Source organism: Rhodococcus tukisamuensis NBRC 100609, from assembly GCF_001894985.1.
In the GTDB taxonomy this organism is placed as follows: domain Bacteria; phylum Actinomycetota; class Actinomycetes; order Mycobacteriales; family Mycobacteriaceae; genus Rhodococcus_G; species Rhodococcus_G tukisamuensis.
Window position 1 is genome coordinate 45,123 of sequence record NZ_BCXG01000005.1, and the last position, 25,089, is coordinate 70,211.

At 66.7% G+C, this 25,089-nt stretch carries 24 protein-coding genes and 1 pseudogene; 13 read left to right on the plus strand and 12 right to left on the minus strand.

The window, feature by feature from the left end; translation table 11 throughout:
- Positions 1-25: 25 nt before the first annotated feature.
- Positions 26-292, minus strand: a complete 267-nt coding sequence (locus RT2_RS07120; protein ID WP_072843862.1) for a helix-turn-helix domain-containing protein — start codon at positions 290-292, stop codon at positions 26-28.
- A gap of 110 nt (positions 293-402) precedes the next feature.
- On the opposite strand from RT2_RS07120, the gene RT2_RS25345 reads away from it, so the two are divergent.
- A complete protein-coding gene (locus RT2_RS25345; RefSeq protein WP_139191131.1) occupies positions 403-1,284 on the plus strand; it encodes a hypothetical protein in 882 nt (293 codons plus the stop codon).
- 59 nt (positions 1,285-1,343) lie between these two features.
- Here the strand turns inward: RT2_RS25345 and RT2_RS07125 are convergent, their stop codons facing one another.
- The 5 genes from RT2_RS07125 to RT2_RS07145 all read right to left on the minus strand — a co-directional run bounded on the left by RT2_RS07125 (position 1,344) and on the right by RT2_RS07145 (position 9,213).
- Positions 1,344-1,691, minus strand: coding sequence for a hypothetical protein (locus RT2_RS07125; protein ID WP_072843863.1), 348 nt, complete (start codon positions 1,689-1,691; stop codon positions 1,344-1,346).
- 363 nt (positions 1,692-2,054) lie between these two features.
- Entirely contained in the window at positions 2,055-2,888 is an 834-nt protein-coding gene (locus RT2_RS07130; protein ID WP_139191132.1) for a hypothetical protein, read from the minus strand.
- Between the two features lie 73 nt (positions 2,889-2,961).
- Positions 2,962-3,561 (minus strand): hypothetical protein, encoded by a 600-nt coding sequence (locus tag RT2_RS07135; RefSeq protein WP_139191133.1) that lies wholly within the window; start codon positions 3,559-3,561, stop codon positions 2,962-2,964.
- A 200-nt stretch (positions 3,562-3,761) separates the two neighbouring features.
- Entirely contained in the window at positions 3,762-8,708 is a 4,947-nt protein-coding gene (locus RT2_RS07140; protein ID WP_072843866.1) for a DEAD/DEAH box helicase, read from the minus strand.
- Positions 8,709-8,820: 112 nt separating this feature from the next.
- Entirely contained in the window at positions 8,821-9,213 is a 393-nt protein-coding gene (locus RT2_RS07145) for a hypothetical protein (RefSeq protein WP_072843867.1), read from the minus strand.
- Between the two features lie 226 nt (positions 9,214-9,439).
- On the opposite strand from RT2_RS07145, the gene RT2_RS25350 reads away from it, so the two are divergent.
- The 5 genes from RT2_RS25350 (at position 9,440) to RT2_RS07165 (ending at position 13,721) form a co-directional block, all read left to right on the plus strand.
- Positions 9,440-10,333 (plus strand): hypothetical protein, encoded by an 894-nt coding sequence (locus RT2_RS25350; protein WP_139191134.1) that lies wholly within the window; start codon positions 9,440-9,442, stop codon positions 10,331-10,333.
- A gap of 32 nt (positions 10,334-10,365) precedes the next feature.
- Positions 10,366-10,818, plus strand: coding sequence for a hypothetical protein (locus tag RT2_RS07150; protein WP_139191135.1), 453 nt, complete (start codon positions 10,366-10,368; stop codon positions 10,816-10,818).
- A 476-nt stretch (positions 10,819-11,294) separates the two neighbouring features.
- The gene (locus RT2_RS07155; RefSeq protein ID WP_072843869.1) at positions 11,295-12,671 is read left to right on the plus strand and encodes an MBL fold metallo-hydrolase; all 1,377 of its coding nucleotides are present in this window, start codon (positions 11,295-11,297) and stop codon (positions 12,669-12,671) included.
- Between the two features lie 34 nt (positions 12,672-12,705).
- Positions 12,706-12,933: a YgaP family membrane protein gene (locus RT2_RS07160; protein WP_072843870.1), complete on the plus strand. Its 228-nt coding sequence runs from the start codon at positions 12,706-12,708 to the stop codon at positions 12,931-12,933.
- A 5-nt stretch (positions 12,934-12,938) separates the two neighbouring features.
- Positions 12,939-13,721, plus strand: a complete 783-nt coding sequence (locus RT2_RS07165; protein WP_072843871.1) for a sulfite exporter TauE/SafE family protein — start codon at positions 12,939-12,941, stop codon at positions 13,719-13,721.
- Positions 13,722-13,728: 7 nt separating this feature from the next.
- On the opposite strand, the gene RT2_RS07170 is transcribed toward RT2_RS07165, so the two are convergent.
- Together RT2_RS07170 and RT2_RS07175 are read right to left on the minus strand one after the other, a co-directional pair.
- Positions 13,729-14,109, minus strand: coding sequence for a DsrE family protein (locus RT2_RS07170; RefSeq protein ID WP_072843872.1), 381 nt, complete (start codon positions 14,107-14,109; stop codon positions 13,729-13,731).
- 51 nt (positions 14,110-14,160) lie between these two features.
- Positions 14,161-15,738 (minus strand): HD domain-containing phosphohydrolase, encoded by a 1,578-nt coding sequence (locus tag RT2_RS07175; protein WP_072843873.1) that lies wholly within the window; start codon positions 15,736-15,738, stop codon positions 14,161-14,163.
- A gap of 61 nt (positions 15,739-15,799) precedes the next feature.
- On the opposite strand from RT2_RS07175, the pseudogene RT2_RS26305 reads away from it, so the two are divergent.
- Positions 15,800-16,339: pseudogene (locus RT2_RS26305) on the plus strand (TetR/AcrR family transcriptional regulator); the annotation flags it as partial.
- A gap of 310 nt (positions 16,340-16,649) precedes the next feature.
- The gene (locus RT2_RS07185) at positions 16,650-17,072 is read left to right on the plus strand and encodes an HIT family protein (RefSeq protein ID WP_072843874.1); all 423 of its coding nucleotides are present in this window, start codon (positions 16,650-16,652) and stop codon (positions 17,070-17,072) included.
- Positions 17,073-17,109: 37 nt separating this feature from the next.
- Here RT2_RS07185 and RT2_RS07190 read toward each other — a convergent pair whose 3' ends face one another.
- Complete coding sequence (locus tag RT2_RS07190) at positions 17,110-17,760, minus strand: class I SAM-dependent DNA methyltransferase (protein ID WP_072844217.1); 651 nt, start codon at positions 17,758-17,760, stop codon at positions 17,110-17,112.
- Between the two features lie 134 nt (positions 17,761-17,894).
- On the opposite strand from RT2_RS07190, the gene RT2_RS07195 reads away from it, so the two are divergent.
- Positions 17,895-19,337 (plus strand): HNH endonuclease signature motif containing protein, encoded by a 1,443-nt coding sequence (locus tag RT2_RS07195; protein ID WP_072843875.1) that lies wholly within the window; start codon positions 17,895-17,897, stop codon positions 19,335-19,337.
- Between the two features lie 128 nt (positions 19,338-19,465).
- Positions 19,466-19,636, plus strand: a complete 171-nt coding sequence (locus RT2_RS25765) for a hypothetical protein (RefSeq protein WP_169888201.1) — start codon at positions 19,466-19,468, stop codon at positions 19,634-19,636.
- 42 nt (positions 19,637-19,678) lie between these two features.
- Here RT2_RS25765 and RT2_RS07200 read toward each other — a convergent pair whose 3' ends face one another.
- From RT2_RS07200 to RT2_RS07210, 3 genes are read right to left on the minus strand one after another with little or no spacing between them, the layout of a single operon-like run.
- Positions 19,679-20,317, minus strand: a complete 639-nt coding sequence (locus tag RT2_RS07200; RefSeq protein WP_072843876.1) for a hypothetical protein — start codon at positions 20,315-20,317, stop codon at positions 19,679-19,681.
- Positions 20,304-21,584 (minus strand): histidine--tRNA ligase, encoded by a 1,281-nt coding sequence (gene hisS, locus RT2_RS07205; RefSeq protein WP_072843877.1) that lies wholly within the window; start codon positions 21,582-21,584, stop codon positions 20,304-20,306. The genes RT2_RS07200 and hisS overlap by 14 nt, the downstream gene beginning before the upstream one ends.
- A gap of 51 nt (positions 21,585-21,635) precedes the next feature.
- Positions 21,636-22,316 carry an MBL fold metallo-hydrolase gene (locus tag RT2_RS07210; protein WP_072843878.1) on the minus strand — a complete coding sequence of 227 codons (681 nt, stop codon included), beginning with the start codon at positions 22,314-22,316 and terminating at the stop codon, positions 21,636-21,638.
- A 224-nt stretch (positions 22,317-22,540) separates the two neighbouring features.
- Between RT2_RS07210 and RT2_RS07215 the strand changes: the two genes are divergently transcribed.
- The 3 genes from RT2_RS07215 (at position 22,541) to RT2_RS07225 (ending at position 25,089) form a co-directional block, all read left to right on the plus strand.
- A complete protein-coding gene (locus tag RT2_RS07215) occupies positions 22,541-23,410 on the plus strand; it encodes a peptidylprolyl isomerase (protein ID WP_072843879.1) in 870 nt (289 codons plus the stop codon).
- Positions 23,407-24,207 (plus strand): peptidylprolyl isomerase, encoded by an 801-nt coding sequence (locus RT2_RS07220; RefSeq protein WP_072843880.1) that lies wholly within the window; start codon positions 23,407-23,409, stop codon positions 24,205-24,207. The genes RT2_RS07215 and RT2_RS07220 overlap by 4 nt, the downstream gene beginning before the upstream one ends.
- A gap of 270 nt (positions 24,208-24,477) precedes the next feature.
- A complete protein-coding gene (locus tag RT2_RS07225) occupies positions 24,478-25,089 on the plus strand; it encodes a DUF1707 SHOCT-like domain-containing protein (RefSeq protein WP_072843881.1) in 612 nt (203 codons plus the stop codon).

Genomic DNA, 25,089 nt, shown 5'->3' on the forward strand with positions numbered 1-25,089 from the left:
GGTCACATGATGGTGCCCGCTGGGGTCAGCGGCTGGAAGATCCGCCGAGGAGTTCCCCCGCCGAAACACCCAGGACATCCGCGATATCAAACAGTCGCTCGTAGAGCAGGCCTCGACGACCGTGCTCGACGTGTATCAGCACGTTGCGGGTCACTCCGGATTCCAGCGCCAGCGCTTCTTGCGTCAGCCCCTGTTCGATCCGCAGCTGCCTAATCCGAGCACCCACCTCCATGCGACGTTCGGCCCAAGCACGAGAGCGCTCTGGGTCGGTTTGACTAGGACGGGTCGGCACGCATTCCAGTACCCGTTCTTGAGGTACGAAAGTCTGCCCTACTAGTAGGGCATCAAGCTATTATCCCGCGAAAGGAGCGGGCCGGCGAAGCATCTGAAGGAGTCCGACACATGCCGAATGGCGAGAGCGACGGCACCAAAGTCAACAAGGACAGTGCCACTGCGGCATGGCTGCAATCGATGAAGCTGACCAAGGTCCGCGGGGGCCACGCCCTATTGGCCCGAGCCACATCACCAGGTGTCGCAGGACTCCATCGGACAGCGCTCGTGCTGCCACTCCCTGGCTCCCCGATGTCAACAGCGGTCGCAGCGCTCCTTCGCGCGGGGCAAGTTCCCACCCCTGCCGCCGTAGAACAGATGGCCCGAGATCTGGAACGGCGAGATCGCCGCTCACGGTCGATGGCCGAATGGGTTAGGAACCTCGACGATCTCGGCCAGTGCCTTGGCACTCTCGTCGACCAATGCTGGAGTCAGAGCGGGAACGGTCCAACCTGGATGGAAGTAATGGTGTCGCCTGCCATCATTGACTTCGCCCGAACTCAGGAGCTGGAGCTGCCTGCAAGTTGCCGTGCTCGGACGCGGCTGATGCGACGCCTGATGAAGGCCGGCTGGCTCGCGTCCAATGAGACCCCCCGCTCGCTGTGCACAGGCCCGACATTCCACGCGTTCCGCCACGGGATGCGTGAACGCGTCCTCACTGACGCGGTCGGCCTTCGTGTCGGTCAGAGCATCGGGGCGTTCCGGTTCGAACACCACCGAGGACCAACCTGGTATGAGCTGGCCGAACAAGCTCACGACGTCAGCGGTCGTCGCATCTTTACCAATGCCGTCGACGCGGAGGCTCAGTCCTTGTGGCTACTGACCCGACGATGGATCAGATTTGAGGACGGTGAACTGAAGCGCGGCACCAAAGCCAAGGAAGCCGCACGCCGCAATGCTGATGCGCGCCGCCGAAAGCTGGCAGCGGCACAGCGATCCTCAGCGGTTCAATAGCCAAAAGGCCGTTCCAGGTGTCGCCGGCCAGGCGGCAGCGCGAAACCTGGGGCGTACAGTCAGCCCAGGTCAGTAGGCGGAAATTGCCGATCGAGGCGACTTCGATAGATTTCCTGGATTGTGCCGACGTCCAATCGAAGACTGCCAGCGATGGCTTCCCAGGACAGGTGGGCAGCGAGCGCCTGCTCAATGATGCTGTGCCGGTAGTCGTCCACGCGTCGAGCCAATTCGCTGACGACGTGGAGCGCGATCGTATGGTCCTGGGCAGTTAGCGGAGCCAGATCGGGGACGTAGCGACGTTCGACGATCGCCTGCCGGTATTGACCTAGCAGCTGAACCGCCTCGTCCGCCCCGGGCGGGTCAGGGGTGATATTCCAGTCCAGGGTGCAATCGTGGCTGGGGCTCATGCTGCCTCTCGTGGTTGCGAGGTGATCAGCGGCAACGGGCTCAGAGCGGGCCGCTGCAGCGGAACTCAGATTCAGGATTGCGTGTCGTGTCGATCGGTGCTGGAGCGCCGTGAGCTGTTACCTGGACATACCGGAGGCCCGCCGCGCCAAGGAGGGATCCCCTGCCCGGCGCAGTCATAGGCCTAACCCCTCGCATCCCGATTCGCCTTCACATCGTCCAACAACCCTCCGGCGCCTAACCCTCGGGCGAGTTCGTCCAAACGTTGAAGCGGCATGCTAACACTGCGCTGATTTGCCGAATCACCTGCAGTTTCATGGCAGCAGACCATCGCCATATGTCCCGCTCTAGCCCTACCGGCGCAGCTACCGCTTCTGCACGGCCCAGCCCTGCCGGTGCCACTGCACAATCGTCGCGGCCAGCGTCACGACAGCCCGCGCCTCGGCCTCGGATGGTGAGCGCTTGGTAGCTACCCCGCCGTGGCGGTCGTGATTCGGCCAGATCAACCGGAGCATCGCCACAAGCGGGGTGACGTCGTTTGTCAACTCATGCCCCGGCAGAACCATCTGCCACTGCCCCGCCGACTGTTGGCTACCGAGAACGCCGATTACACTCCCCAGATTTGCCTTGTCCTTCTTCGGTACAACCACAGGTATCAGGGTGTCTTCGACCGCCTTGATCGCGTGATCCCAGGCGTCTGACGGGTTGCCATTCCGACCAAAGGCATTCGCCCAGGCGTCCCGCAACTCCTTCGATGCTTCGTCTGCCTCAGCCACGGCGAGCTCAAAGGTGTTCTGTGCCTCACTGGATACAATCCGGGCAAGTGATTGCCGATCCTGGCCAACAGTCCAGGCTGAAGCCGCGCTTTCCAGAAGTGTCCGCAACTCGTGGTTGTTGTTGCCCCAGCTTCCCGCGACATTCAGAGTTGCATCAACCACATCCAAGAAGGCGTCGTCGTCGACGTCCGCATGCGCGAACAGTGCCTGCAAGCAGTCGTAGTCGCTGCCGAAGGTCGGAAGGGGCACACGGAGACGCATCGCAACTGATCGGACGGTGTCGCCGCGAATAGCTGTCACACCGTTGCTCAAAGTTGCGTTGAGCCATGCACCTAGCCCGCTGACCAGATGGGCCGGGACTCCTTCGTACGGACCGTCTGGCTCAAGCCCTCGGGTGCGCCGCGACAGCGGTTGCCATGCCATGCCGCAAGACTCTAAGGGAACACCCCGACAAGACCCCCGATATCCCTCGGTTGGTGATCACCTGTATGCCGATTCAGAGCCCATCAAGATACTCAGCGATGTCCGCCGCGATCCACGTATACCTCTCGGCATCGTTTCGATCAACGGGAACAAGCTCATGAACCGCTTGCTTCCTGAGGCTTACCAGGTCGTCGACGAGGCGAAGTAGTGAACTATCGGCCACCGTATTGGATTGCAGCGTCCTGATCGCCGATTGCAGAGGCTTCTTTCGGTTGCCACCGAGGCCGTGGCGTTCGAGCGCCCTCCACACAGCGAGTTCAACGACCCGGTATGCCTCCAACAACGTCACGAGCGGCTCGTCGCTTTGTACCACCGGCGGCACCTCAGAGCGGAACTCGTCGCGCTTCACCACCGTGGCCTCGTCCGAAGCCGTGACACGGTCAGCGGCTGAGACTTCTTTGATCTCCTTGACGCCCATTTCCAGCTCGTCGAGTGTCTCAGTGAACTTGAGCGAGACCCCTAATCCGCTCAGCTCGGTCAGCATCGCGAATCTAGCGACCAACCGTCCGGCGAGCGCTTGGATTTGTTTGCGCAATCCAATTGCGATAGCAGCCACAACAACCGGCCAAGCCAGCGATCCGGTCATAGACGCAATGAACTCAAGGACACTCACGGGTCGGGAGCTTAACCTTTGACGTCGAGCCTCTTACCAGCAGCTAACCCCTGATCGCCCGCACGTTCGCCGCCCCGAGGCTTCGAGGCCGGCGAACGCGACGTTCATCGCACTGGAGGCCGCGTCACTCACCAGTGTGTTTCGTGAGAATCCTCGCCACCCACCTGGGGAAACGTAAGCCCTCAAGCATCGACCTCAGTTCAAAGCGAGTCGACGATCTTCATCGTCTCCATGGCCACCGTGGTGACCCGTTTGATCAGGTCGACAATGTATGTCGGGTCATCGTGTTCGTCACACCAGTCGTTGGGGTCGTCGACGATCCCGGAGGCCTTGTCGGTCTTGACCTGGTATCGGTCGATAGTCCATGCCAGCGCAGAGCGGGGGCCGAGCATGTACCGCTCGGCTTCCTCGGGGATACCGGCGATGGTGACCTTCGGGTTGTAGACGAGCGTGGTGCGGTCGTCGATGTTCTTCCCGGTCTCCGGGTCTTTCTTCTTGCCCCACTTCATCTTCGACACCCGCCACGTCTCAGGATCCTCCGCGGCAGCACCCGGCTTGAGCTGCACGTCGAGGTCGTACGGCTCGACCGCCTCGTAGCCCACGTGCAGGTCCGAGAGCTCGCGGCCGGCTGAGGCGAGGCGGTCGAATCGCTCTCGGGTTTCCGGGGTCGGGATGTGCGGAAGCATCTTCTTCAGATCCGCCGCGTACGCCTCCCGGTAGGCCGGATCGTGCAGCAGACCGTAGACGTAGAAGAAGATGTCGTCCTTCGTGACCTGGTCGCCGATGGCACCGCGGTAGAGCGCAAGGACGCCGTCGGTGATGTTGTCGACCCGGCGGTAGCCGTACTCGTCAACCTCGGCCGAATCTGCCGCGGCGAAGTCCAGCTCGCCGTCAGTCGACTCAGCCTTGACATAGGTCCAGCGAGGGAAGAACTGGCCAGTGTCGAGGACATGCAGGTTTGGCAGCAGGTCCGTGATGAACGGCGTGAACTCGAAGTGCGATGCCGGTCCAGTCAGAACGATGCCGATGTTCTTGTGGCGCGGGGTCGGGAAAATCGCGGGGAGCTGGTAAATCATGTCGTTGACACGGCGGTCGAGGTATGACCACTGGCGGTTGAACGGACGGTAGCTGCCGAGCCGCACCGAGTCTTCCACGAAGGCGATCGCGGTGCCCTTGGCGAGATCGTTGCGGAGTCCGCGATTCCAGCTGATCTTGCCGGTTCCGGTCAGATCGGGGCTAGCCGCAAGGAAACTGGTCACAGTGTCCTGTGACGGCTTGGGCTCACCGATGTCCTTGCAGTACGCGGCGAATCGCGTCTGGGCGTCACGGTACTGAGCTGTCAATGTGTCGATCGACGTCACAAGAGCGGCGCGAGACGCACTGTAGCACCAAGCGTCGCGACCGGTTGACAATCCACGGGAGTAGGTCGAGAACACCGCCGGGGCAGCCGAGTTGGATTTGTCTCCGATCGCAGGCCATGCCTCGAACTCATCGTTGCGCTGGTTGGTCCAGTCTCCGTGGGCGTTCGGGGCGATGGTCTGCCAGCCGACCGTATCGAGTGTGCCTTCGTCGACGATGCGGAGCTTGTCCTCTGCAGTGAGATAGTCCCCAATGTCTCGGTAGAAGATCTCGCAGTCGCCCGTGTGGGCAGGGTTCTTGACGCCGATCAGGATCGCGACGGTATTCCGACTGCCGGAGCCGAAGACTTTCCCGCCTTCCCTACGGGAGAGTTCACCTGCGGTGCGCTGGTTTCCGCGCAGGTTGTAGACGTAGATCCGGGAGTATTCGTCGGCCAGCGAGAGGCGGATACCGTCAGCGGTATTCCCCTCGATCCAGCCGCCATTGGAGACGAACGCGACCACCCCGGAGTCGCCGATCCGGTCAGTGGCCCACCGGAAGGCCCGCAGGTAGGAGTCGTAGAGGCTGTTCTTGTTCGTCGCGGTCGAGCGCTTGACGTAGGTGGCGGCGATCCGGCCGTCCAACGTCGGGTAGCCGATGTTCGCGTTGAGATCGTTCGCACTCGTTTGGCCGACTGAGTACGGAGGATTTCCAATAATTATGTTTATGGGGATGGTGTTTTGGCGGACGATGCGATCGTTGTTCTGAGGGAACATCACCCCATCCAGGCTGTCGCCGTCCTCGGTGATCTGGAAGGTGTCGGCGAGCACGATCCCCTCGAACGGGGCGTACTCCGCAGCTGCCTCCGTGCCGATGAGTGCGTGGTAGGTGGACTCGATGTTCACCGCCGCGATGTAGTACGCCAAGAGCATGATCTCGTTGGCGTGCAACTCGTCCGCGTACTTGCGCGCCAGATCGCCGGGCTCGATGAGCCCAGACTGCAGCAGTCGGGTCATGAAGGTGCCGGTGCCGGTGAACGGATCGAGGACGTTCACCCCCTCACTGGTCAGGCCGCGGCCGAATGCGTCCCGGGATGCCTGGTCTGCGGCGCGGAGGATGAAGTCGACGACCTCGACGGGTGTGTAGACGATGCCGAGTGCTTCGGACTGCTTCTTGAAGCCGATACGGAAGAACTTCTCGTACAGGTCCGCGATCACCTTCTGCTTGCCGTCTGCGGTGGTGACCTCGCCGGCCCGCACCCGCACCGAGGCGTAGAAGCCCTCGAGCTTGGCGGTTTCGGCCTCGAGCCCGGAGTCGCCGAGTGTCTCGACCATTGTCTGCATGACGCGGGAGACCGGGTTGTGGGAGGCGAAGTCGTGCTCGGCGAACAGGGCGTCGAACACCGGCTTGGTGATCAGGTGCTGGCTGAGCATGCTGATCGCGTCGTCGTGGCTGACGGAGTCGTTGAGGTTGTCTTTTAGCCCTTGGTGGAACTGCTCGAAGGCCGCTGTCACTGCGGGGTCGGCGCCGGCCAACAGGGCGCGGATGCGGGTGATCTGGGCGGCGGCGATGTCGGCGACGTCGGTGGCCCAGTCCTCCCAGTAGGCGCGGGTGCCGACCTTGTCGACGATCTTCGCGACGATCGCCTCCTGCCACTCCGACAGTGAGAACAGCGCCATCTGCTGCGCCATCTGCCCACCGGTACCGGGCGTGGTGTCGGTGCCGGCGGCATTCGAGGAATCGGAGGTGCCTGTGCCGCCGATGGATTCGTCGTGGTCGCTGACGGGTCCGATGTGATCGCCCATCAGCATGGTGGTGCCCTTGCCGACCTTCGCGTCGGCGGTGGTGGCGTTGAGGGCGATGGAGTTGACCATCGCGTTGAACCGGTCGTCGTGCGCACGCAACGCGTTGAGGACCTGCCAGACGACCTTGAACCGGCGGTTGTCCGAGAGTGCCTGCGACGGGGAGACGCCGGCGGGGACGGCGACGGGAAGGATGATGTAGCCGTAGTCCTTGTTGTCGGCCTTGCGCATCACCCGGCCGACGGACTGGACGACGTCGACGACGGAGTTGCGGGGGTTGAGGAACATCACCGCATCCAGAGCCGGGACGTCGACGCCCTCGGAGAGGCAGCGGGCGTTGGTCAGGATCCGGCACTCACCGTCCGGCACCGGCGCCTTCAACCAGGCCAGTTCGGCGTTGCGTTGCAGGGCGTTGAACGTGCCGTCCACGTGACGGACCGAGCAGGCCAGGTCGAGGTTCGTCGACGCCACCTCGTGGCCGTCGTTCTCGCTGTCGGTGAGCAGGTCCCGGTAAGCGTCGACGACGGCGGGGAACACTGCGGCGACCTGCTTGGACGCGGCGATGTCCTTCGCGAACACCACGGCCCGCCGCATCGGCGCCTCGCCCGGGGCGAAGCCGGTGCCGTCCGGGGTCTTCCCGGCGCGCTTGGCGAGGCCGTTCCAGCAGCCGACGATCTTCGACGCATCATCGAGCCGCAGCTCGGAGAAGTCCCCGGCGAGCTGCTGCTGCAGCGGCGAGGCGACGAGGTCCTCGTCCACGGTCAGCACGATCACCTTGTAGTCGGTGAGCAGTCCGCGTTCGACGGCGTCCCCGAACGAGAGGCGGTGGAACTCCGGCCCGTAGCGGGTCTCGTCGTCCATCGACGCCAGCTCCGCGGAATGCTCCTGCGCCTTGTCCTTGACAGTCTCGTCGAAGATCCGCGGCGTCGCCGTCATGTACAGCCGGCGGGCCGAGCGGAGGTAGTCGGCGTCGTGCACGCGCACGAAGTTCGACTCGTCCTCCCCGAACAGGGTGACGCCGGTGGTGCGGTGCGCCTCGTCGCAGATCACCAGGTCGAACCCGTCCACACCCTGCGCCTGCGCGGCCGCGACGACGGGGAGGGACTGGTAGGTGGTGAACACCACAGTCAACCCTTTCGCCCGCTTGCGGTGGCCCATCTCTGCGACCAGCGTCGCGGCGTCGGTGGTGACGGGGATCGCGACGTCGTGCACCGCGACGTCCTCCGCGGAGCGGGAGACCTTGGTGTCCGAGCACACCGCGAACGCCCGCAGATCCAGCTGTGCCTGGGCGGTCCACTCCCGCAGGGTCTGCGAGAGCAGGGAGATGGACGGCACCGCGAACAGGATCCGCGCGTTGCCGCCGCTCTCGGCGGCGGTGCGTTCGGCGATCTTCAGCGCGGTGAACGTCTTGCCGGTGCCGCAGGCCATGATCAGCTTGCCGCGGTCGTTGCCGGCCTCGTATCCGGCGAACACGGCGTCGATAGCAGCCTGCTGGTGCAGGCGGGGCTCGTGCCGCTTCGCCTCCGACAGACCGACCTGCAGTTCGCCTGCCGGCCAGGCGATGTCCCAGTCGATCGGCGACTCCGCGATCTCGGCGAGCCCGATCCGCTGCACCGGCACGTTCTGCCCGTCGAGGGCGTCCTCGGCGTTCTTGCCCCAGCGGTCGGTGGTGGAGATGATCACCCGGTTGGTGAACGGCTTCTTCCCCGACGCGGTGAAGAAGGAGTCGATGTCGCCCTTGGCGAGGGTGTGGGTGGGCTCGTAGAACTTGCACTGGATTGCCGTCATCGCGCCGGTGTCGCGTTCGCGGGCGACCAGGTCGATGCCGGTGTCCGGCTTGCCGTCGCGGCCCGGCCAGTCGATCCACCGCCATACCTGGTCGTACTGTTGGGCGAGCATCGGGTCTAGCTGGAAGTATCGGACCATCAGCTGCTCGAACTTGGTGCCCCGCTCGGAGTTGGACGGTGCCTCGCGGAACGCCTCGATGACTTCGTGCACTGAACCCATGACAACCCAACTCTCCGCGGAACCAACCGTGCTCGCCTGCAATCTTGCCTTCCGGCCCGAACCGGAGGTGCACAGGCATGGCGCGTGTCGTCGGGACCTCCTGCTCGCCTGCCTACCGCGCCTCAGGGTGCTCCGTGAAATGCCTCCGGACGGCGCTGAGAACTTGACGGCGCTCACGCTCACTGAGGAGCACTGTGAGTGGCGAGAGGTTCCTCATCTCGTCGCTGGTTTCGCCGTCCGCCGTGACGATCCTGCGGATGCTGTCGAGGTCGTTGTCCCGGATTAGCTGATCCCAGCGGTCCAGGCAATCGGTCATGGTCTTGCCTTGGACATGTTCGCGGATCGTCAGCAGGCTTCCGTGAACCTGATCCGTGTTGATTGGCAAGTGCTCGCCGTCGATCTTTTCGAGGACCGCCATCTGCATGAGCTTCTGCCGGACGACCTTCCGCGGATCAACAGCCAAAGCCACTCCCCGGAAGGGTCGACGCGAGCGGACGGCTGTCATGCTCGATATCCAATTGCATCTCCCTACGGTAAGTACGATCGGCCGGTGCCTTCTCCCGCCGCCAGCAGCAACACCGTGAAACTCAAGCCTGCCATCCGAACTCGGAGGCGGAAACCTGGAGCAGCTTTTCAAATCGATGGGTCTCCATGGTCGACAAGATCCGTCGACCGGCCTGTGGGCGATTCGCGACACGATCTATCGGCGACCGAGTACGACACGGAAGCTCGTGGAGGCCAAGACACTAGCTGCGCCCTGGCTACGTGATGAACGGTTCGACCTAATTGACCTTCCACCCCAGGATCTTGAATCACCTGCTGCTACGGAGGAAGCATTTGACGAGGAGCGACGATCCGTCGACGAGCGCATCAGACGGGGCGACCTCGCGGCGGCGCTCTACCGGGTACAGGTCGACCTATCGGGCGCAAAGGACGACAACGTATCTGAGACCGTGTCGTCGACCTACCAGTACCTGAAGCAAGCGACAGTTGATGGAGACAAACTCTTTCCTGACCTATCTGCGCACCTTGTCTCAGTCGACGTGCGCCTCTACACACGCTCCAAGCTGCCGGCGATACTTCTTCGATTGGATCAGGACCCACTCTTCATAGACGACATTCGAAGCGGGCGAGCAGGGCAGTCGACCGATAGTCTGATGTTTGGTTCCAACTCTGATCTCTTTGGTTCAGGCGTACTGACAGATACCTTCCTTGGCCCACTGTTCGCGTGCAGATCGCCACTCCTCTGGGCAGTACACGGCCAACGACTGCTCGGTACGGTCGTCTTCAATCTCGGAAAGATGATCCCGGGGGTGACCCCCCACCCGGTTGAACCTCTCCAACTACTGCCGAGAACCGCGCCCATATCGTGGCCGGGAACGGCAAACAACGAACTCCCGTCGCAACGCTGGGCAGATGCGATTGACTGGTGGGTACTGAAGTTGGACCAGATGTTCGCCTGCCTGAGCGATCCCAGCAATTTTAGCGATGCGAATGGCAGCTATCTGCCCTACCACCACCAGAACTGGCTGATGAACATTCAGGAGTTGTTCAGCCGTGTGACGTCGACGATGCTGTCATGGCGCGATGCGTACGCCACACGAATCTCACCTTCAGCTCCCTAGACCTGGTCGGCGAGGCATTTCTCGGTGGCGACATGTCGGAGTTGTGCGACCCAAAGAGAGCTCAGAAGACACTCGACCGCATCAAGGCGGCGATGCCATCCGACGTCCAGCAGGCGCTACTTCCTACTGCACAGGCTGCGGTGGATGCGCTACCAACGATTGCCGACGGGTTCTTCATCCAGAAGCAACGCGCCAGCGGCGCCGTCGATCTGGTCAAAGCGAACGGCGACCTCGAAAAGCTCGAGCCAAACAAGGCAATCACCACCCTCATGCGAGCGAGGCGCAATGCAACCCACGGCTTCGGCGGAAGCGCCACCGGCGATCGCGAGCACCGTGGATCTAGGGTTCTCGCCCACCACGACGGATCCCTCCCCATCGAAGTTGCGTACCTGCCGTATCTGTACCTCCTCGGCGTCCTGACAGACCCCGCAAATATGGCCCGAAGGATCCAAAACGGATGCCGAAACGTGAACAAGGCCCCGTGACTGTCCCACCGGGACTGAACACTCGTCGGCGACACTGCCCGCGACACAGTTGCCGACGCCACCCAGATACCGGTCAGCACGACTGAAGATAATTTCAGCGAGGGCAACGGCCGCACCGGCACCCTGCTGCTGCACCAGCTCACCGCGTCCACCGAGTTCCGTCTGGACCTCTCCGACGTCACGGCCACGGAATGGGTTGCCGCCTCCCGCGACTCGGCCCCGTTCCGCCGGACGGGGGCGCCGTCGCCGCGGCCGTTGATCCCGCTGCTGCGGCGCGCATTGGTGTCGCGCCGGTAGCTCGTCCCCACCGCTCTGCCGGAGTCGAGATGCAGATCCGCCCTCTCGCTTCCCACAGTCACCCCTGGCCATATACCCCATGGGGTACTTGACATACCTATGGGGGTATATGGCACCCTGTACTCATCACCCCACTGACCTGGGCAGCAAGGAAGCTGAGAAGTAGGAAGGTTGTCCCGATGATCCTCGAGCAGTACTACATCGAGTGCCTCTCGCACGCGTCGTACCTCATCGGCGACGAGAGCACCGGCCGCGCCGTCGTGGTCGACCCGCGGCGCGACATCACCGAGTACCTCTCGGACGCCGCTCGACACGGCCTGACCATCGAGGGCGTCGTCAACACGCACTTCCATGCGGACTTCGTCTCCGGACACCTCGAACTCGTCGAGGCAACCGGCGCCTGGATCGGCTTCGGCGAGGCCGCGGACACCGACTACCCGATCGTCCGACTGACCCACGGCCAGCACCTGACCCTGGGGAACGTGGACATCGAGATCCTCGCCACACCCGGCCACACGTGGGAGTCGATCAGCCTGCTGGTCCGCGAGAGCCGCGACGCCGAGCCGTCCGCCGTGCTGACCGGCGACTCGCTTTTCATCGGCGACGTCGGACGCCCCGACCTGGCCAATCTCGGCGACGGCACCAACACCGACCTCGCCCGGGCGATGTACCGCACCGTCCACGAGACGCTGCTGGCCCTGCCCGACGCGGTGACCGTCATGCCGGCCCACGGGGCGGGGTCGTCCTGCGGCAAGAACCTCTCGTCCGAGCTGACCTCCACCATCGGCGAACAGCGGCGCACCAACCCGTCGGTGCAGCCGATGAGCGAGGCGGCGTTCGTCGCCCTGATCACCGACGGCCAGCCCGCGGTGCCGGGGTACTTCGCCGCCGACGTGGCGCTGAACAAGTCGAATCGGGCCCTGCTCGACCAGGATCGGCGCATCCCCGATCTGTCCGCGGAAGACCTGCGGGCCGAGATGACCAGCGGCACCCGCGTTCTCGACGCCCGCACCCCCGACGACTTCGCCGCCGGGCATCTGCGCGGCTCGGTCAACGTCGGATTCGACGGCCGATTCGCCGAGACCGGCGGCATGGTCGCCGACATCGGCGAGCGCATCGTGCTCGTCACCTATCCCGGCGAGGAACAGGAGGCGGCAATGCGCCTGGCGCGCATCGGGTCCGACAACGCCGTCGGCTATCTCACCGTCGACACCACCTTCCCGGACGCGCTCACCGACCTGGTCCACACCGGGCCGCGCACCACGGCCGTCGAGCTCGAGGAACTCCTCGACGCCGACGCCGTCACGCTGATCGACATACGCAACCCCGGCGAACGCGACTTCGGCGTCATCGACGGCGCCCGGTCGATCCCCCTCCCGCAGCTGCGATCCCGCCTTGCGGACCTGCCGCGGAACAAGCCCATCGTCGTCCACTGCGCGGGCGGCTGGCGCTCGTCGGTCGCCGCATCACTGTTGCGTGCCGACGGCCTCGAGAAGGTCAGCGACCTGGTCGGCGGATACGCCGCCTGGACCGAACGCGCCGCCGTCTCCGCCTGATTCACAAACTATCGAAAGGACGGCACCGACCGTCATGGCAGCTCTCCCCCGACACCACGGCTGGACCATCGAACGGGTGGTTCCGCTGCTGGGCGGCACGGTCGTGCTGCTCAGCGCGGCACTGGTACTCGCGTTCTCCGCCTGGTGGCTGATTCTCACCGCGTTCGTCGCCGCGAACCTCCTGCTCTACAGCGCGGTGGGCTGGTGCCCGATGAGCCTGCTGCTCCAGCGCCTCGGGATCCCGCGGATCAACGGTCGCTGACCGAGATGACGCTCACGATCGCGCTGGCCCTCGCCGCCGGCGCAGCCATCGGCGTCCTGCTCGGACTCCTCGGCGGCGGCGGATCCATCCTCACCGTGCCGGTGCTGGTGTTCGCCCTGGGCCTCGACCTCGACGAGGCGATCCCGATCTCGCTGATCGTGGTCGGCGCCGCCTCGGCCGTCGGGGCCGTCCCCAAGATCCGCGCGCACCTCGTGCAGTGGCGGCTGGCGGCGGTGTTCGCCACCGCCGGTATCCCCGCAACCTTCCTCGGCAGCGCCCTGGGACGGCAGCTACCGCAGACCGTCGTAATGGTCGGGTTCGCCATGGTCATGGTCGTGGCCGGCGCCCGCATGCTCGCCGACACCGGTGACACCGGCACCGCATGCAGGGTGGGCAACTCCGGCATCAACTGGCGCCGCTGTGCCTCACGCTCGATCCCGGTCGGCTTCGCCGTCGGTGTCATGACGGGGCTCTTCGGCGTCGGCGGCGGATTTCTCATCGTCCCCGCGCTGGTGCTCATGCTGGGTGTCGAAATGCGGATCGCGGTGGGAACGTCACTGCTCGTCATCGTCGCGAACTCCGCCGCCGGCCTCGTCGCGCAGCTGGGCGGCGGCGTCACGGTCGACCCCGCCACCACGATCGGTTTCGCCGGCGCCGCAATCGCCGCCTCACTGATCGCCGGCCGGTTCGGCAGCCGCGTCGACACCCGCAGACTCCAACACTGGTTCGCCTACCTGGTGTTCGCCGTCGCCGCCTACGTGCTGCTCGACACGCTCGTGCTGAGTTGACGGCGCGTCAGTAACTGAAGGTGACCACCGGGTCGGTGTCGATCCACTTCCACATCACCACAGTGCCGCCCACCTCCGCGTTCGGGACCAACGCCTCGCTGTCCAGATGCTTCGCGTCGAAACAGATGGGGCAGACCAGGTATCGGCCGCCCGCCGCCTCGTAGCGTGCGGCCAGTTCGGGCAGCGGCGGGCATCCGTCGCAGGCCACGCCCTGCAGGGTCCCGCGCAGCACCAGGCGTACCGCCTCCTTCGTCAGGAACATCAGCGTCTCGCGGCCGTCCTCCGCCGCACCGACGGCGACCAGGAAGGCCACCGTCACCTTCTCCGCGTCCTCGAGGCCGGTCGTCAGACTGATCACGGCCTTGGGTCGTCCTCCGTTGTTCGTCATGGTGTCGACTCTTCGCCGCCGCGCCCGGATCGGCATGAGGCAACTGCCCCATCAGTCGGACGAGGCGTGCACCGGCGGACGCACCAGCCCGTGGTCGATCGCGGCCAGGCTGGCCTGCGTCCGGTTGCCCACCCCGAGTTTGAGGTAGATGTGCTCGACGTGATTGCGCGCCGTCTTGGCCGCGATCGACAGGTCGGTGGCGATCTCCCGGTTGGACCGGCCGTACGCCAGCAGCCGCAGCACCTCCACCTCACGGTCGGTCAGGCCCGCGGGCCACGGACGCGCCCGGTCGATGCGATGGCCGGCCACCGCGAGCACGGCATCCACCGCCTCGGCGTCGAGGCGTCCCTCCCGGGCCTCTGCGCGCAAGCGGTCCGCGGCCAGGTCCGGCCCCATCGCCGGCCGGTACGGGCGGGGCTCCAGCCAGCCCTGATACGCCTCGGCCGCCCCGAGTAGCCGGTCGGATGCCGACAGGTTGGCGCCGCGGACCCCACGTGGGAATCCCGACCCGTCGAGCCGCTCGCGGTGAGCGGCCGCGATCGCGACGATCGGTTCGAGACCGACGACCCGATCGAGGATCCGTCCGGTGAGGTAGGGGTAGAGCCGGAGCCGTTCGAACTCCGCGGCCGTCAACGGGCCGGTCTTGTCCCAGACCGAGTTCGAGACGCCGATCCGGCCGAGACCGTGCACCAGGCCGGCGCGGTAGAGAACGCGGACATCGGCAGGCCCCATCCCGGCGTGCCGGGCCGCTGCGGCGACCAGGTCGGCCACCGCCGCGGCGTGACCGACCAGCGCCGGGCACTTGAGGTCGACGAAGGCGCCGAGCTCCCGGAGCAACCCGTCGAGCTCCGCCTCCGACAGCTCCCGGTCGCCGTCCGGCGCCTGCGCGAGCGACTCCGTCCACACGTCGCCGGTCAGCAGGCCGTCGAGAATCTCGTCGGCGTGTTCGGTAAAGGTCTGCGCGACCGACGGACAGAACGCCCGACCCGCCCTCGCCTGCACCACGGCGACCGCCTGCGCGACGCCGCCCGCGCGCAGGTGCACCTCCGCCACGTCCGCCACCTGCGCGATGCAGGCCACCTCGGGTACGTCCGGTCCACGCACGCCGGTCGGCAGCCCCGCACCGTCCCAACGCTCGAACATCGCGCCGACCACGGCGGACACTTCCTCACCCAACCCCACGCGGTCGGCCAGCGCCCCGGCCGAGGCGCAGTGCGAGCTGATCAGATCCGACATGCGTGAACGGGCGGTCACCGCGAACGCCGCCCGGTGCATGGTGCGCTCCCACAGCGGCAGTCCGGAACCGGTGTGTTCGAGCATCAGACGCAGGAAGGGCAGGCCCGCCCGGTCGACGCGGTAGGTGTCGGCTCGGAAGCCGATGTCGTCGCCGAACGCGGCCGCGATCTCGGGAGAATCCGCGTGACAACCGATCCAGGCGATCAGGGTCCCGTAGTAGACCGCGCCGCGGGCCCGGGCGTCCATCCCGCAACGGTCGGCAAGCCTGGTCGCGATCAGCGAGGAGCGCAGCATGTGCTCCATCGGCTGACCCAACCCGAGGTCGATGGCGAGCGACAACGCGGCGAGCAGCTCGGCCCGCCGCGGTCCGGCAGCGGACCCGTGTCGCGTCACGGTTACATCCTCCCCCACATCGGTCCCCCGCCGTGGGATCCGACTCTGACAGGATGGGGCCGTGACCACCGCCGGACCGGGCCGCCCACGGCTGACCAAGCAGCGCCGGCCGGGCGGGACCGCGCAGGCAGAGATCCTCGACGCGGCGGCGGAACTGTTCACCACCCGGGGGTTCTCCTCCACCTCGACGCGCCAGATCGCGGAGGTGGTCGGGATGCGTCAGGCCTCGCTGTACCACCACTTCGCCACCAAGGACGACCTCCTGGTGGCGCTGCTGGAGAAGACGGTATCGGCCCCGCTCCGGCTGGCCTCGCGCCTCGCCGAGCGCGACGAACCGGCCGCGGTCCGGTTGTATGCGCTGATCCTGTTCGACGCCGGGCAGCTGATGTCTGGACGGTGGAACCTCGGTGCGCTGTACCTGCTGCCCGAACTGCGCACCGAGCGGTTCGCCCAGTTCCGCCGGGAGCGGCAGATGCTGCGCCGGCACTACGGCGCCCTCGCCGCGGCCGTGCTGGGGCAGCAGGACTCCGCCGACACCGCCCGCGCCGGCCTGCCCTTCCGCATCGTCGAGAGCGTGATCAACGAACGCAGTGACACGGAGGGCCGGGACACGGAGGGCCGGGACACGGAGCGCCGGGACACGGAGGGCGGGGACACGGAGGGCCGGGACACGGAGGGCCGGGACACGGAGCGCCGGGACACGGAGGGCGGGGACACGGAGGGCGGGGACATGGCAGGCGACGATGTCAAGGGGGTCGACATCGGGGGCGGCGACCAGCCGGGCACCGGGACCGACTCGCCCCAACTGCTCGCCGACGCGGGCCTGCGGGTGCTGGGGTGGACCGACGTCGAATCGCTACGAACACCGGCTGGCGCACTGCTCGCAGAGTTCGCGGCCGAGGCCTGAGCCGGTGAGCGGCGAGTGCGCCTTCTGCGACGTGGTCGACCGCTCCGCGCCGGCTCACATCGTCTTCGAGGACGCCGACACGGTCGCCTTCCTGGACCGGCGGCCGGTGTTCAAGGGCCACGTGCTGCTGGTGCCGCGCCGGCACGTCGCGGTCCTGGCGGACCTCCCGGCCGAGCTGATCGCGCCACTCTTCGCTGTCGCGCAACGCCTCTCGTCGACTGTCGTCGATGCGCTCGGCGCGCAGGGGTCGTTCGTCGCCGTGAACAACGTGGTCTCGCAGAGCGTGCCGCACCTGCACGTGCACGTGGTGCCGCGAACCAAGGGTGACGGCCTGCGCGGCTTCTTCTGGCCGCGAACAAAGTACGCCGACGAGGTCGAGGCCGACGACTACGCCGCGCGGCTCGGTGCCGCCATGCGCGCTGGCTGAATTTGGTCCGCCTCGCACTTGTCTGGTGTCCGTTCGACTACTCGGAGGGCTTGCGCGCCATCAGATATGCCTGGCGTTGCTTCTCGGGAGGCGTGGGCTCCCGCAGGAGCTGCGCATGCACGTCAAAGCCGGCCTCCCGAAGGAACCCGACGATCCGGTCGGGCGACAGTCGATACACGTCGTAGGACACCGTGTGCCCGTACGCCTCCTCGAGCCGGACGCGTTCGTCGCCGACCTGGAATGCGAGCGCCAGGTGGCCGCTGGGCCTCAGGGTCCGGTGGAACTCGGCGAAGACCACCGGCAACAGCTCCGGCGGAGTGTGGATGATCGAGTACCACGCGACAATTCCCACGAGGACACCGTCTTCCAGGTCCAGTTCCGTCATCGAGCCCACATCGAACCGAAGCTCCGGATGGTCGCGGCGGGCCACCGCGACCATCTCGGGCGAGAGATCGACACCGAACGCACTGAGTCCCAGTGACCGCAGGTGCGCCGTCACCCGGCCCGGCCCGCATCCCAGGTCCGCGACGGGACCGTCGCCCGCGTCGCGCACGAACTCCGCAAACGTTGCCAGCATGGCCCGGTCGAATGGCTGGTCCGCGAGCATGCCGCGAACTAGCTCGGCATAGTCCACAGCGACCGTGTCGTATGCGGCCCGCGTCATGTCCAAGTAGGAAGGTCCCGTCATGCGAAGGACCATATTCCCACCGGCCGACATCCTCGTGGGCCAGCGATTCACCGATCGGCATCACACACCTTTTATACGCTTAACCAGGCAAAACAACATTGCGATCGAATGCGCGTGCGAGTAGAATTCGATGTATGAAACTCGACGCCATGCTCACCGACCCCGCCCGGGTCGAAGCATGGCGACTCGACGAAACCGAGCTCGCGTCGGCGGTTCCGGAGTTGGTTCAGGACATCCGTCGGCGGGACGCCCTTCTCGTCCGACTCGTCCACGAGGCCGACCAAAGGTGCCTGCCCGAACACGCCGGCGCCGCCGACACCACCTCCTGGCTCGCCGGCGCCACCCGGATGCACCGTGCCCGCGCCGCCCAGATCGTCCGCCTCTCCCGCGAGCTGCCCCTCCACCCGCAGATCGCCGACGTCCTGAACACCGGACGGATCGAACTCGCCCACGTCCAGGTGATCGTCAACTTCCTCGACAGGCTCGCGAAGCTCACCAAGGACTTTCACGTCGACCCGGCACCCGACGGCACGGACTGGGAGCACCCGGACCCGAACAGCGGTCGGGCCGACGACTGCGAGGCCTACCTGCTCATCGCCGCCCAGGTCGACGACCCCACACAGCTCCGCGACCGGGCCCGCGAACTGGAGATCATCTTCGAACGCGACAACGACCTGCCGTCCGACGCCGAGAACCCGGAACTCAACGAGTTCCACGCCAGCGCCACACTCGGCGGGCGGGTGCACGTGACAGGCACCTTCGACGCAGAGACCGGCGAAGCCCTCCAGACCGCCCTTTCGGGACTGTCGAAGCCGCACCCGAGCACCGACGAGCATGGCCACCCGATCCGCGACCCCCGCTCCGCTGCCAAGCGCCGCGCCGACGCGTTGGAGCAGATCATCCGCGGCCACCTCGACAACGCCCGCGGACCGATGGAGGGCGGCGAACGACCCCACGTCACCGTCACCATCGACATCGATGCCTTGAGAGACGCGGCCTCAGCGACCGCACCCACACCCGCGACCGGAGCCTGGTCCGGGAATTGCTGGGACTACCACCGCGACAACGCAACCGGACCAGTCGGCGGCGAACGCTACGACGGCTGTTCAGACGTCCGGCCGCCTCGGCACTACCGCCGACGCCGCCACGCCACCATGCCCTGGGCCGGCCCCGTCTCCGCCGCCATCGCCGCCCGCATCTCCTGCGACGCCCAGGTCACCCCTGTCTTCGTCGACCGGGGCGGCAACCCCCTCGACGTCGGCCGCACCACCCGCATCATCTCCCCGAAACTCCGGAAAGCCCTGGTGGCAAGGGACTGCGGCTGCGCATTCCCCGGATGCGGCCGCCCCGCCGCCTGGACCGACGCCCACCATGTCCAACACTGGTCCAAGGGCGGCCCGACCGCCCTGTCGAACCTGGTGCTGCTCTGCAAGAAGCACCACACGATCATCCACAGGAACCACTGGGCCGTGCAGATCGAATCAGACGGGTTCCCTTGGTTCACACCTCCGGCCTGGGTGGACCCGTTGCGAAGACCGAGGCCGGCTCACAACCGGCGCGTGATCCACGGAGTCTGACCCGAGGGCACTGGCCACTCAGCAAAGACCTGCACCCACCACAACCAGACCGGTTGCGGCCGAGACACACTCGGCCGCAACCGGTTAGCGCCGTGCGGGTGGCGGACACTGCAGCTAAAGTGGCGCGCATGACTGCCATGCACGGGGTTCCCAGCACTGACAACGCTGTTCGTCGTCCGCCAACCCACGCCGAGGCAATTGCCGAGTTCCGCGAGATGGCCGAACGACATCCCGAGTTGGACATCGACATGGACGCGGTACTGGCATCCGTCCGTTACGTGCGAGGCGAATCCGACTGACGGTCGGACTTCACCGGCCCGCCGGGCCGACCCCGAGCCCGGTCAGTCGGTGAGACCGACGACCTCCTGGTCGGTGAGCACGGTCTGCGGCACCCGGCCGGCATCCTTCGCAAGGTGCACGGCCCGATAGAGCGGGCGCTCCTCGAGGCCCGCGCCACGGGCCTCCGCCCGCAGCTGGGCGACGAGCACCGTCGACATCGCCAACGCGGGCGCCAACTCACTCGAGACCAACGCGTCGGCCAGCGACCGCAGCCCGAGAACCTCGAGCTCGCGCCCACCGTCCTCGGTGTAGAGGGCCAGCGGCACCGACACCACGGTGTTGCCGTCACCGACCCGCAAGATCAGCTGACTGACCCGGGCCGCGCGCACCTGCAGCTCTGTGGTCGCCGCGGCGGAAAGATCCACCGACTTCGACCGCAACGCGCTCTGGGCGTGGACGACGTTGCCGCTGATCCAGATTCGACGGCGCAGGGTCAGGAGCGCGGACAACGCGGTGGGCAGCGCGATGATCGCGCCGACCAGCACCCCCGTCCACAGCGAGGTGAAGATCCCGACCACCGCGCCGACCACGACACCGAGCCCGACCGCCACCGCCGCGACCTTCCGCAGCCGAGGCGCGATCAGGGACGCGGGGATCAGGTCCAGCGACACCGGGCCCGCGGCCGCGTCACCCTTCGCCAAGGAACGCCCCGACCTGCGCGACCACGTCGTCGAGCGGCACCGGCCGCTGGTCTCCGGTCGCCAGGTCCTTGAGCCCGACCACGCCCTCCTCGAGGTCCCGCTCGCCGAGGACCAGCGCCAGCCGGGCGCCGGAGCGGTCGGCGGCCTTCATCGCGCCCTTGAGTCCACGCCCGCCGTAGGCGACGTCCGTCCGGATTCCGGCCTGCCGCAGCTGCGCCGCCACCACCACCATGCGGGCCCGCGCATCGTCACCGAGCGGCACGCCGAACACCTCGCAGCGCGCCGGGCTCGCGACCGTCTTGCCCTCCGCGGCGAGCGCGAGCACGGTGCGGTCGACGCCGATGCCGAACCCGATGCCGGACAGCGGCTGACCGCCGAGCTGTTCCATCAGTCCGTCGTAGCGGCCGCCGCCGCCGATCCCCGACTGCGCGCCCAGGCCGTCGTGCACGAACTCGAAGGTGGTCTTGGTGTAGTAGTCGAGCCCGCGCACCATCCGCGGGTTCACCACGTACGGGACGCCGAGCGCGTCGAGGTGCGCGAGCACCTCGTCGAAGTGTGCCTTCGCCTCCTCCGAGAGGTGGTCGAGCATCAGGGGCGCCCCGGCCGTCATCTCCTTGACGTGCGGGCGCTTGTCGTCCAGCACGCGCAGCGGGTTGATCTCGGCGCGCCGACGGGTGTCCTCGTCGAGGTCGAGGCTGAAGAGGAACTCCTGCAACAGCTCTCGGTACTGCGGTCGGCAGGTGTCGTCGCCGAGCGAGGTGATCTCCAGGCGGAACCCGTCCAGGCCGAGGGACCGGAATCCGGCGTCGGCGATCGCGATGACCTCCGCGTCGAGGGCGGGGTCGTCGACACCGATCGCCTCGATGCCCACCTGCTGCAGCTGCCGGTAGCGGCCGGCCTGAGGACGCTCGTAGCGGAAGAACGGGCCCGCGTAGCTGAGTTTGACCGGCAGCTGGCCGCGGTCGAGGCTGTGCTCGATGACCGCCCGCATGACGCCGGCGGTGCCCTCCGGGCGCAGCGTGACCGAGCGGTCGCCGCGGTCGGCGAAGGTGTACATCTCCTTGCTGACCACGTCCGTGGACTCGCCGACGCCGCGGGCGAACAGTCCGGTGTCCTCGAAGATGGGCAGCTCGATGTGCCCGTATCCGGCGAGCCGCGCGGCCCGGGTGAGGCCGTCGCGGACCGCGACGAACTCCGCGGACGCCGGCGGCACGTAGTCGGGGACGCCCTTGGGGGCCGAGAATGCGGTGTTACTGGGCTTGCTCACGTTTTCCACTATTCCTTAAACACGGAGGCGTGACAGACAGGGAGGCGCGACTTACCTGGAGTCGGCCAGTCCGACCAGGAACGGGTTGGCCACGCGCTCCTGCCCGATCGAACTGGAGCCGCCGTGGCCGGGCAGAATCGCGGTGTCGTCACCCAGGACCAGCAACTTGGCCGCAATCGACCGCAGCAGCTGCTCGTGGTCGCCGCCCGGCAGGTCGCTGCGCCCGATCGAACCGGCGAACAGCGTGTCGCCGGTCAGCGCCACCTGCACCGGACCGTCCGCGGTGGCCGCCGTCGTCCGCAACACCACCGAACCCTGGGTGTGCCCGGGAGTGTGGTCCACCTCGAACCGGATGCCGGCCAGCTCCAGCACGTCACCGTCCACCAGTTCGCGCACGTCGGCGGGCTCACGGAACTCGGCGTCGCCGATCATCGCGGCCAGCGCAGGACCGGTGCCGCGCAGCGGGTCGCTGAGCATGTACCGGTCCTCGGGGTGGATGTAGGCCGGGATCCCGAACTTCTCGCACACCGGCGCCACCGACCAGGTGTGGTCCAGGTGCCCGTGGGTCAGCAGCACCGCCGTCGGGGTCAGTCCGGACTGGTCGAGGAACTCGACGAGTGGCGCGGTGGCATCTTGACCGGGGTCGACGACGACGCACTCGGTCGAGTCGTCCTGCGCCAGGATGTAGCAGTTCGTCTGAAAAGCTCCGGCCGGGAATCCGGTGACGAGCACGGCAATCGCTCCTTGGTGGCGGTGGCGGGGAAACAGGTGTTGCTGACAAAGACGGTCCAGAGGGACCGGCTACAGCCTAGGCTGCCAACCCGTCAGCATGCTCACAGGTTCTAATGGCAGACTTTGACAGCGACTGACCAGTGGGCGTCATGCCCTACATACGAGGGCCGCTCGTCCCGCCGCGCGGGGCGACGCGCCCGTGCGGTTACCGGAGGTATGCAGTAGTGCCGAGCAATGAGCAACGTCGCCAGGCCGCCAAACGGAAGCTGGAACGACAGCTCGAGCGCCGGGCCGAGCAGGCCCGCAAGCGCAAGCAGATGACCATCGGAGCGTCCGTGTTCGGCGCCGTGCTCGTGGTCGCGGCCGGAGCAGTCGTCTACAACCTGACCAAGGGCGACGACAGCGCAGACACGTCCACCACCGCGGCGAGCAGCGCACCCCAGGAGGCCGGCGTCATGCCCGCGGGCCGCGCCGAGGCCCTGCCCGCGACCGTGGACTGCACCTACATGCCGGACGGTCAGGCCCCCGCGAAGCCCGCGAACATGCCGAACGCGACCGCCGTCTCCGCCGAGGGCACCGTCACGGTCAACCTGGACACCACCCAGGGACCGATCGGACTCGACCTCAACCGCGCCGAGTCCCCGTGCACGGTCAACAGCCTGGTCAGCCTCGCGGAGCAGGGCTACTTCAACGACACCCCCTGCCACCGGCTCAGCACCACCGGCCTGAAGATCCTCCAGTGCGGCGACCCCTCCGGCCAGGGCACCGGCGGACCCGGCTACGGCTTCGTCAACGAGTTCCCCACCGACCAGTACAGCCCCGACGACCCGAACCTGGGTGAGTCCGTGACCTACGGGCGCGGCACCATCGCGATGGCCAACACCGGCCAGCCGGGCAGCAACGGCAGCCAGTTCTTCCTGGTCTACGACGACTCCCCGCTGCCGCCGATGTACACCGTCTTCGGCACCATCTCCGACGAGGGCCTCGCCACCATCGAGAAGGTCGCCGCGGCGGGCGACGACGGCTCGATGTCCGCGGGCGGCGGCAAGCCGAACACCCCGATCCAGATCACCACCGCGAGCGTGGCCGCATGAAGCGCACCCTGATCGTCGCCGCGGGCGTCGGCCTGGCCCTGGTGACAGGCGCCTGCTCGAGCAGCACCGACAACTCGGCCGGCGGATCCTCGGCCACGTCCGCCACGACGTCCGCCACCTCGTCCGGCACCACTATCAACCCGCCGGACCTGTCGTCCTACCCGAAGCTCCCCGCGGCCACCACACCCACCGAGGGCACCGCGGCCTGCTCGTACCCGGCCAGCGGCCAGCCGGTCAAGCCGGTCACCCCGCCGCCGTCGGCCGGCGTGCAGGCCGAGGGCACCGCCGAGGTGACCATGGCCACCTCGCAGGGCCCGATCGGGCTGAGCCTGAACCGCGCCGAGGCGCCGTGCACGGTGAACAGCTTCGTCAGCCTGGCCGAGCAGGGCTACTACAACGACACGCCGTGCCACCGCCTGAGCACCAGTGGGCTGTACATCCTGCAGTGCGGCGACCCGTCCGGCACCGGCCGCGGCGGACCGGGCTACGGCTACCTCAACGAGTACCCGTCCACCCAGTACACCGCGGCGGATCCCGCCGGTCAGCAGCCCGTCGTGTACCCGCGCGGCACCATCGCGATGGCCAACACCGGCCAGCCGGGCAGCAACGGCAGCCAGTTCTTCCTCGTGTACGAGGACTCCCCGCTGGCGCCGCAGTACACGGTGTTCGGCACCATCTCCGAGGAGGGCCTCGCCACCATCGAGAAGGTCGCCACCGCAGGAAACGACGAGTCGATGCCCGCGGGCGGCGGCAAGCCGAACACCCCCGTGCAGATCGAGAAGGTCACCGTCGGCTGACTGAATCGCCCGACCGGGCGGGTCGAGAACTGCGACGACTCGTTGTCACGGGCCGTTGAAACGAAGGTCTCCTGTCGTGGAGTGGTGTTGCACGGACACTCACCCGCCGACTGGAGACCTTCGTTCGTCCCGATGCCCACCGGCACGGGACACTCCGATCGCCGTGCGGCCGCTCCGGTCGTACGCGGCGCTTCGATCGCCCACGCACGAGGTCATAGGATTCTCCGTTGACGAATCTGACAATCCGCTCACAGAGAGAGTCGTTACGTGATGGACGAACCCGACCGCGAAGACCTTCTACTCAGCGATGACGAGCGCATGCACGCATTGAATGTCATCGGCGAGCACTACGCCGCAGGACGGTTGGATGGAACCGAGTTCTACGACCGCTCGGAAGTAGTCGCCTCCGCACGCACTCTCGACGCAATCCGCAGTGCTTTCCGAGGACTTCCTGGCGGACTGCCACTCGAGCTGGTCGACGGGCACCTTCGGAAGATCCCGGTCAGTGGAATCACCCCGGCAACGAGGAACGGCGACACCGTTGCTTCACGAACCGCATCACGCAGTCCCGAAGAGGAGCTTTCCTCCCTCCGCAGACGCGGGGACTTGATCGAGACGCTCGACGGGGCGATCTTCGGTGTCACCCTCGTGACTTTCCTTGTGCTGCAACTGATCGTCGGCTGGGACTACGCCTGGGTCGTCTGGCCGTCGCTGGTGCTCACTCTCAGCATCCCCCGGATGATCCTGAGGTTTGGCGACACCGATGAGGAGATCTACGAGGAGTTGAAGGACTCGGAAGCCACATCACGCAAGAAACGCCTCCATGAGGCCGCCAATCGGATACACGAGCTCGAAACCAAGCAGGACCCCGAGCAGATCTGA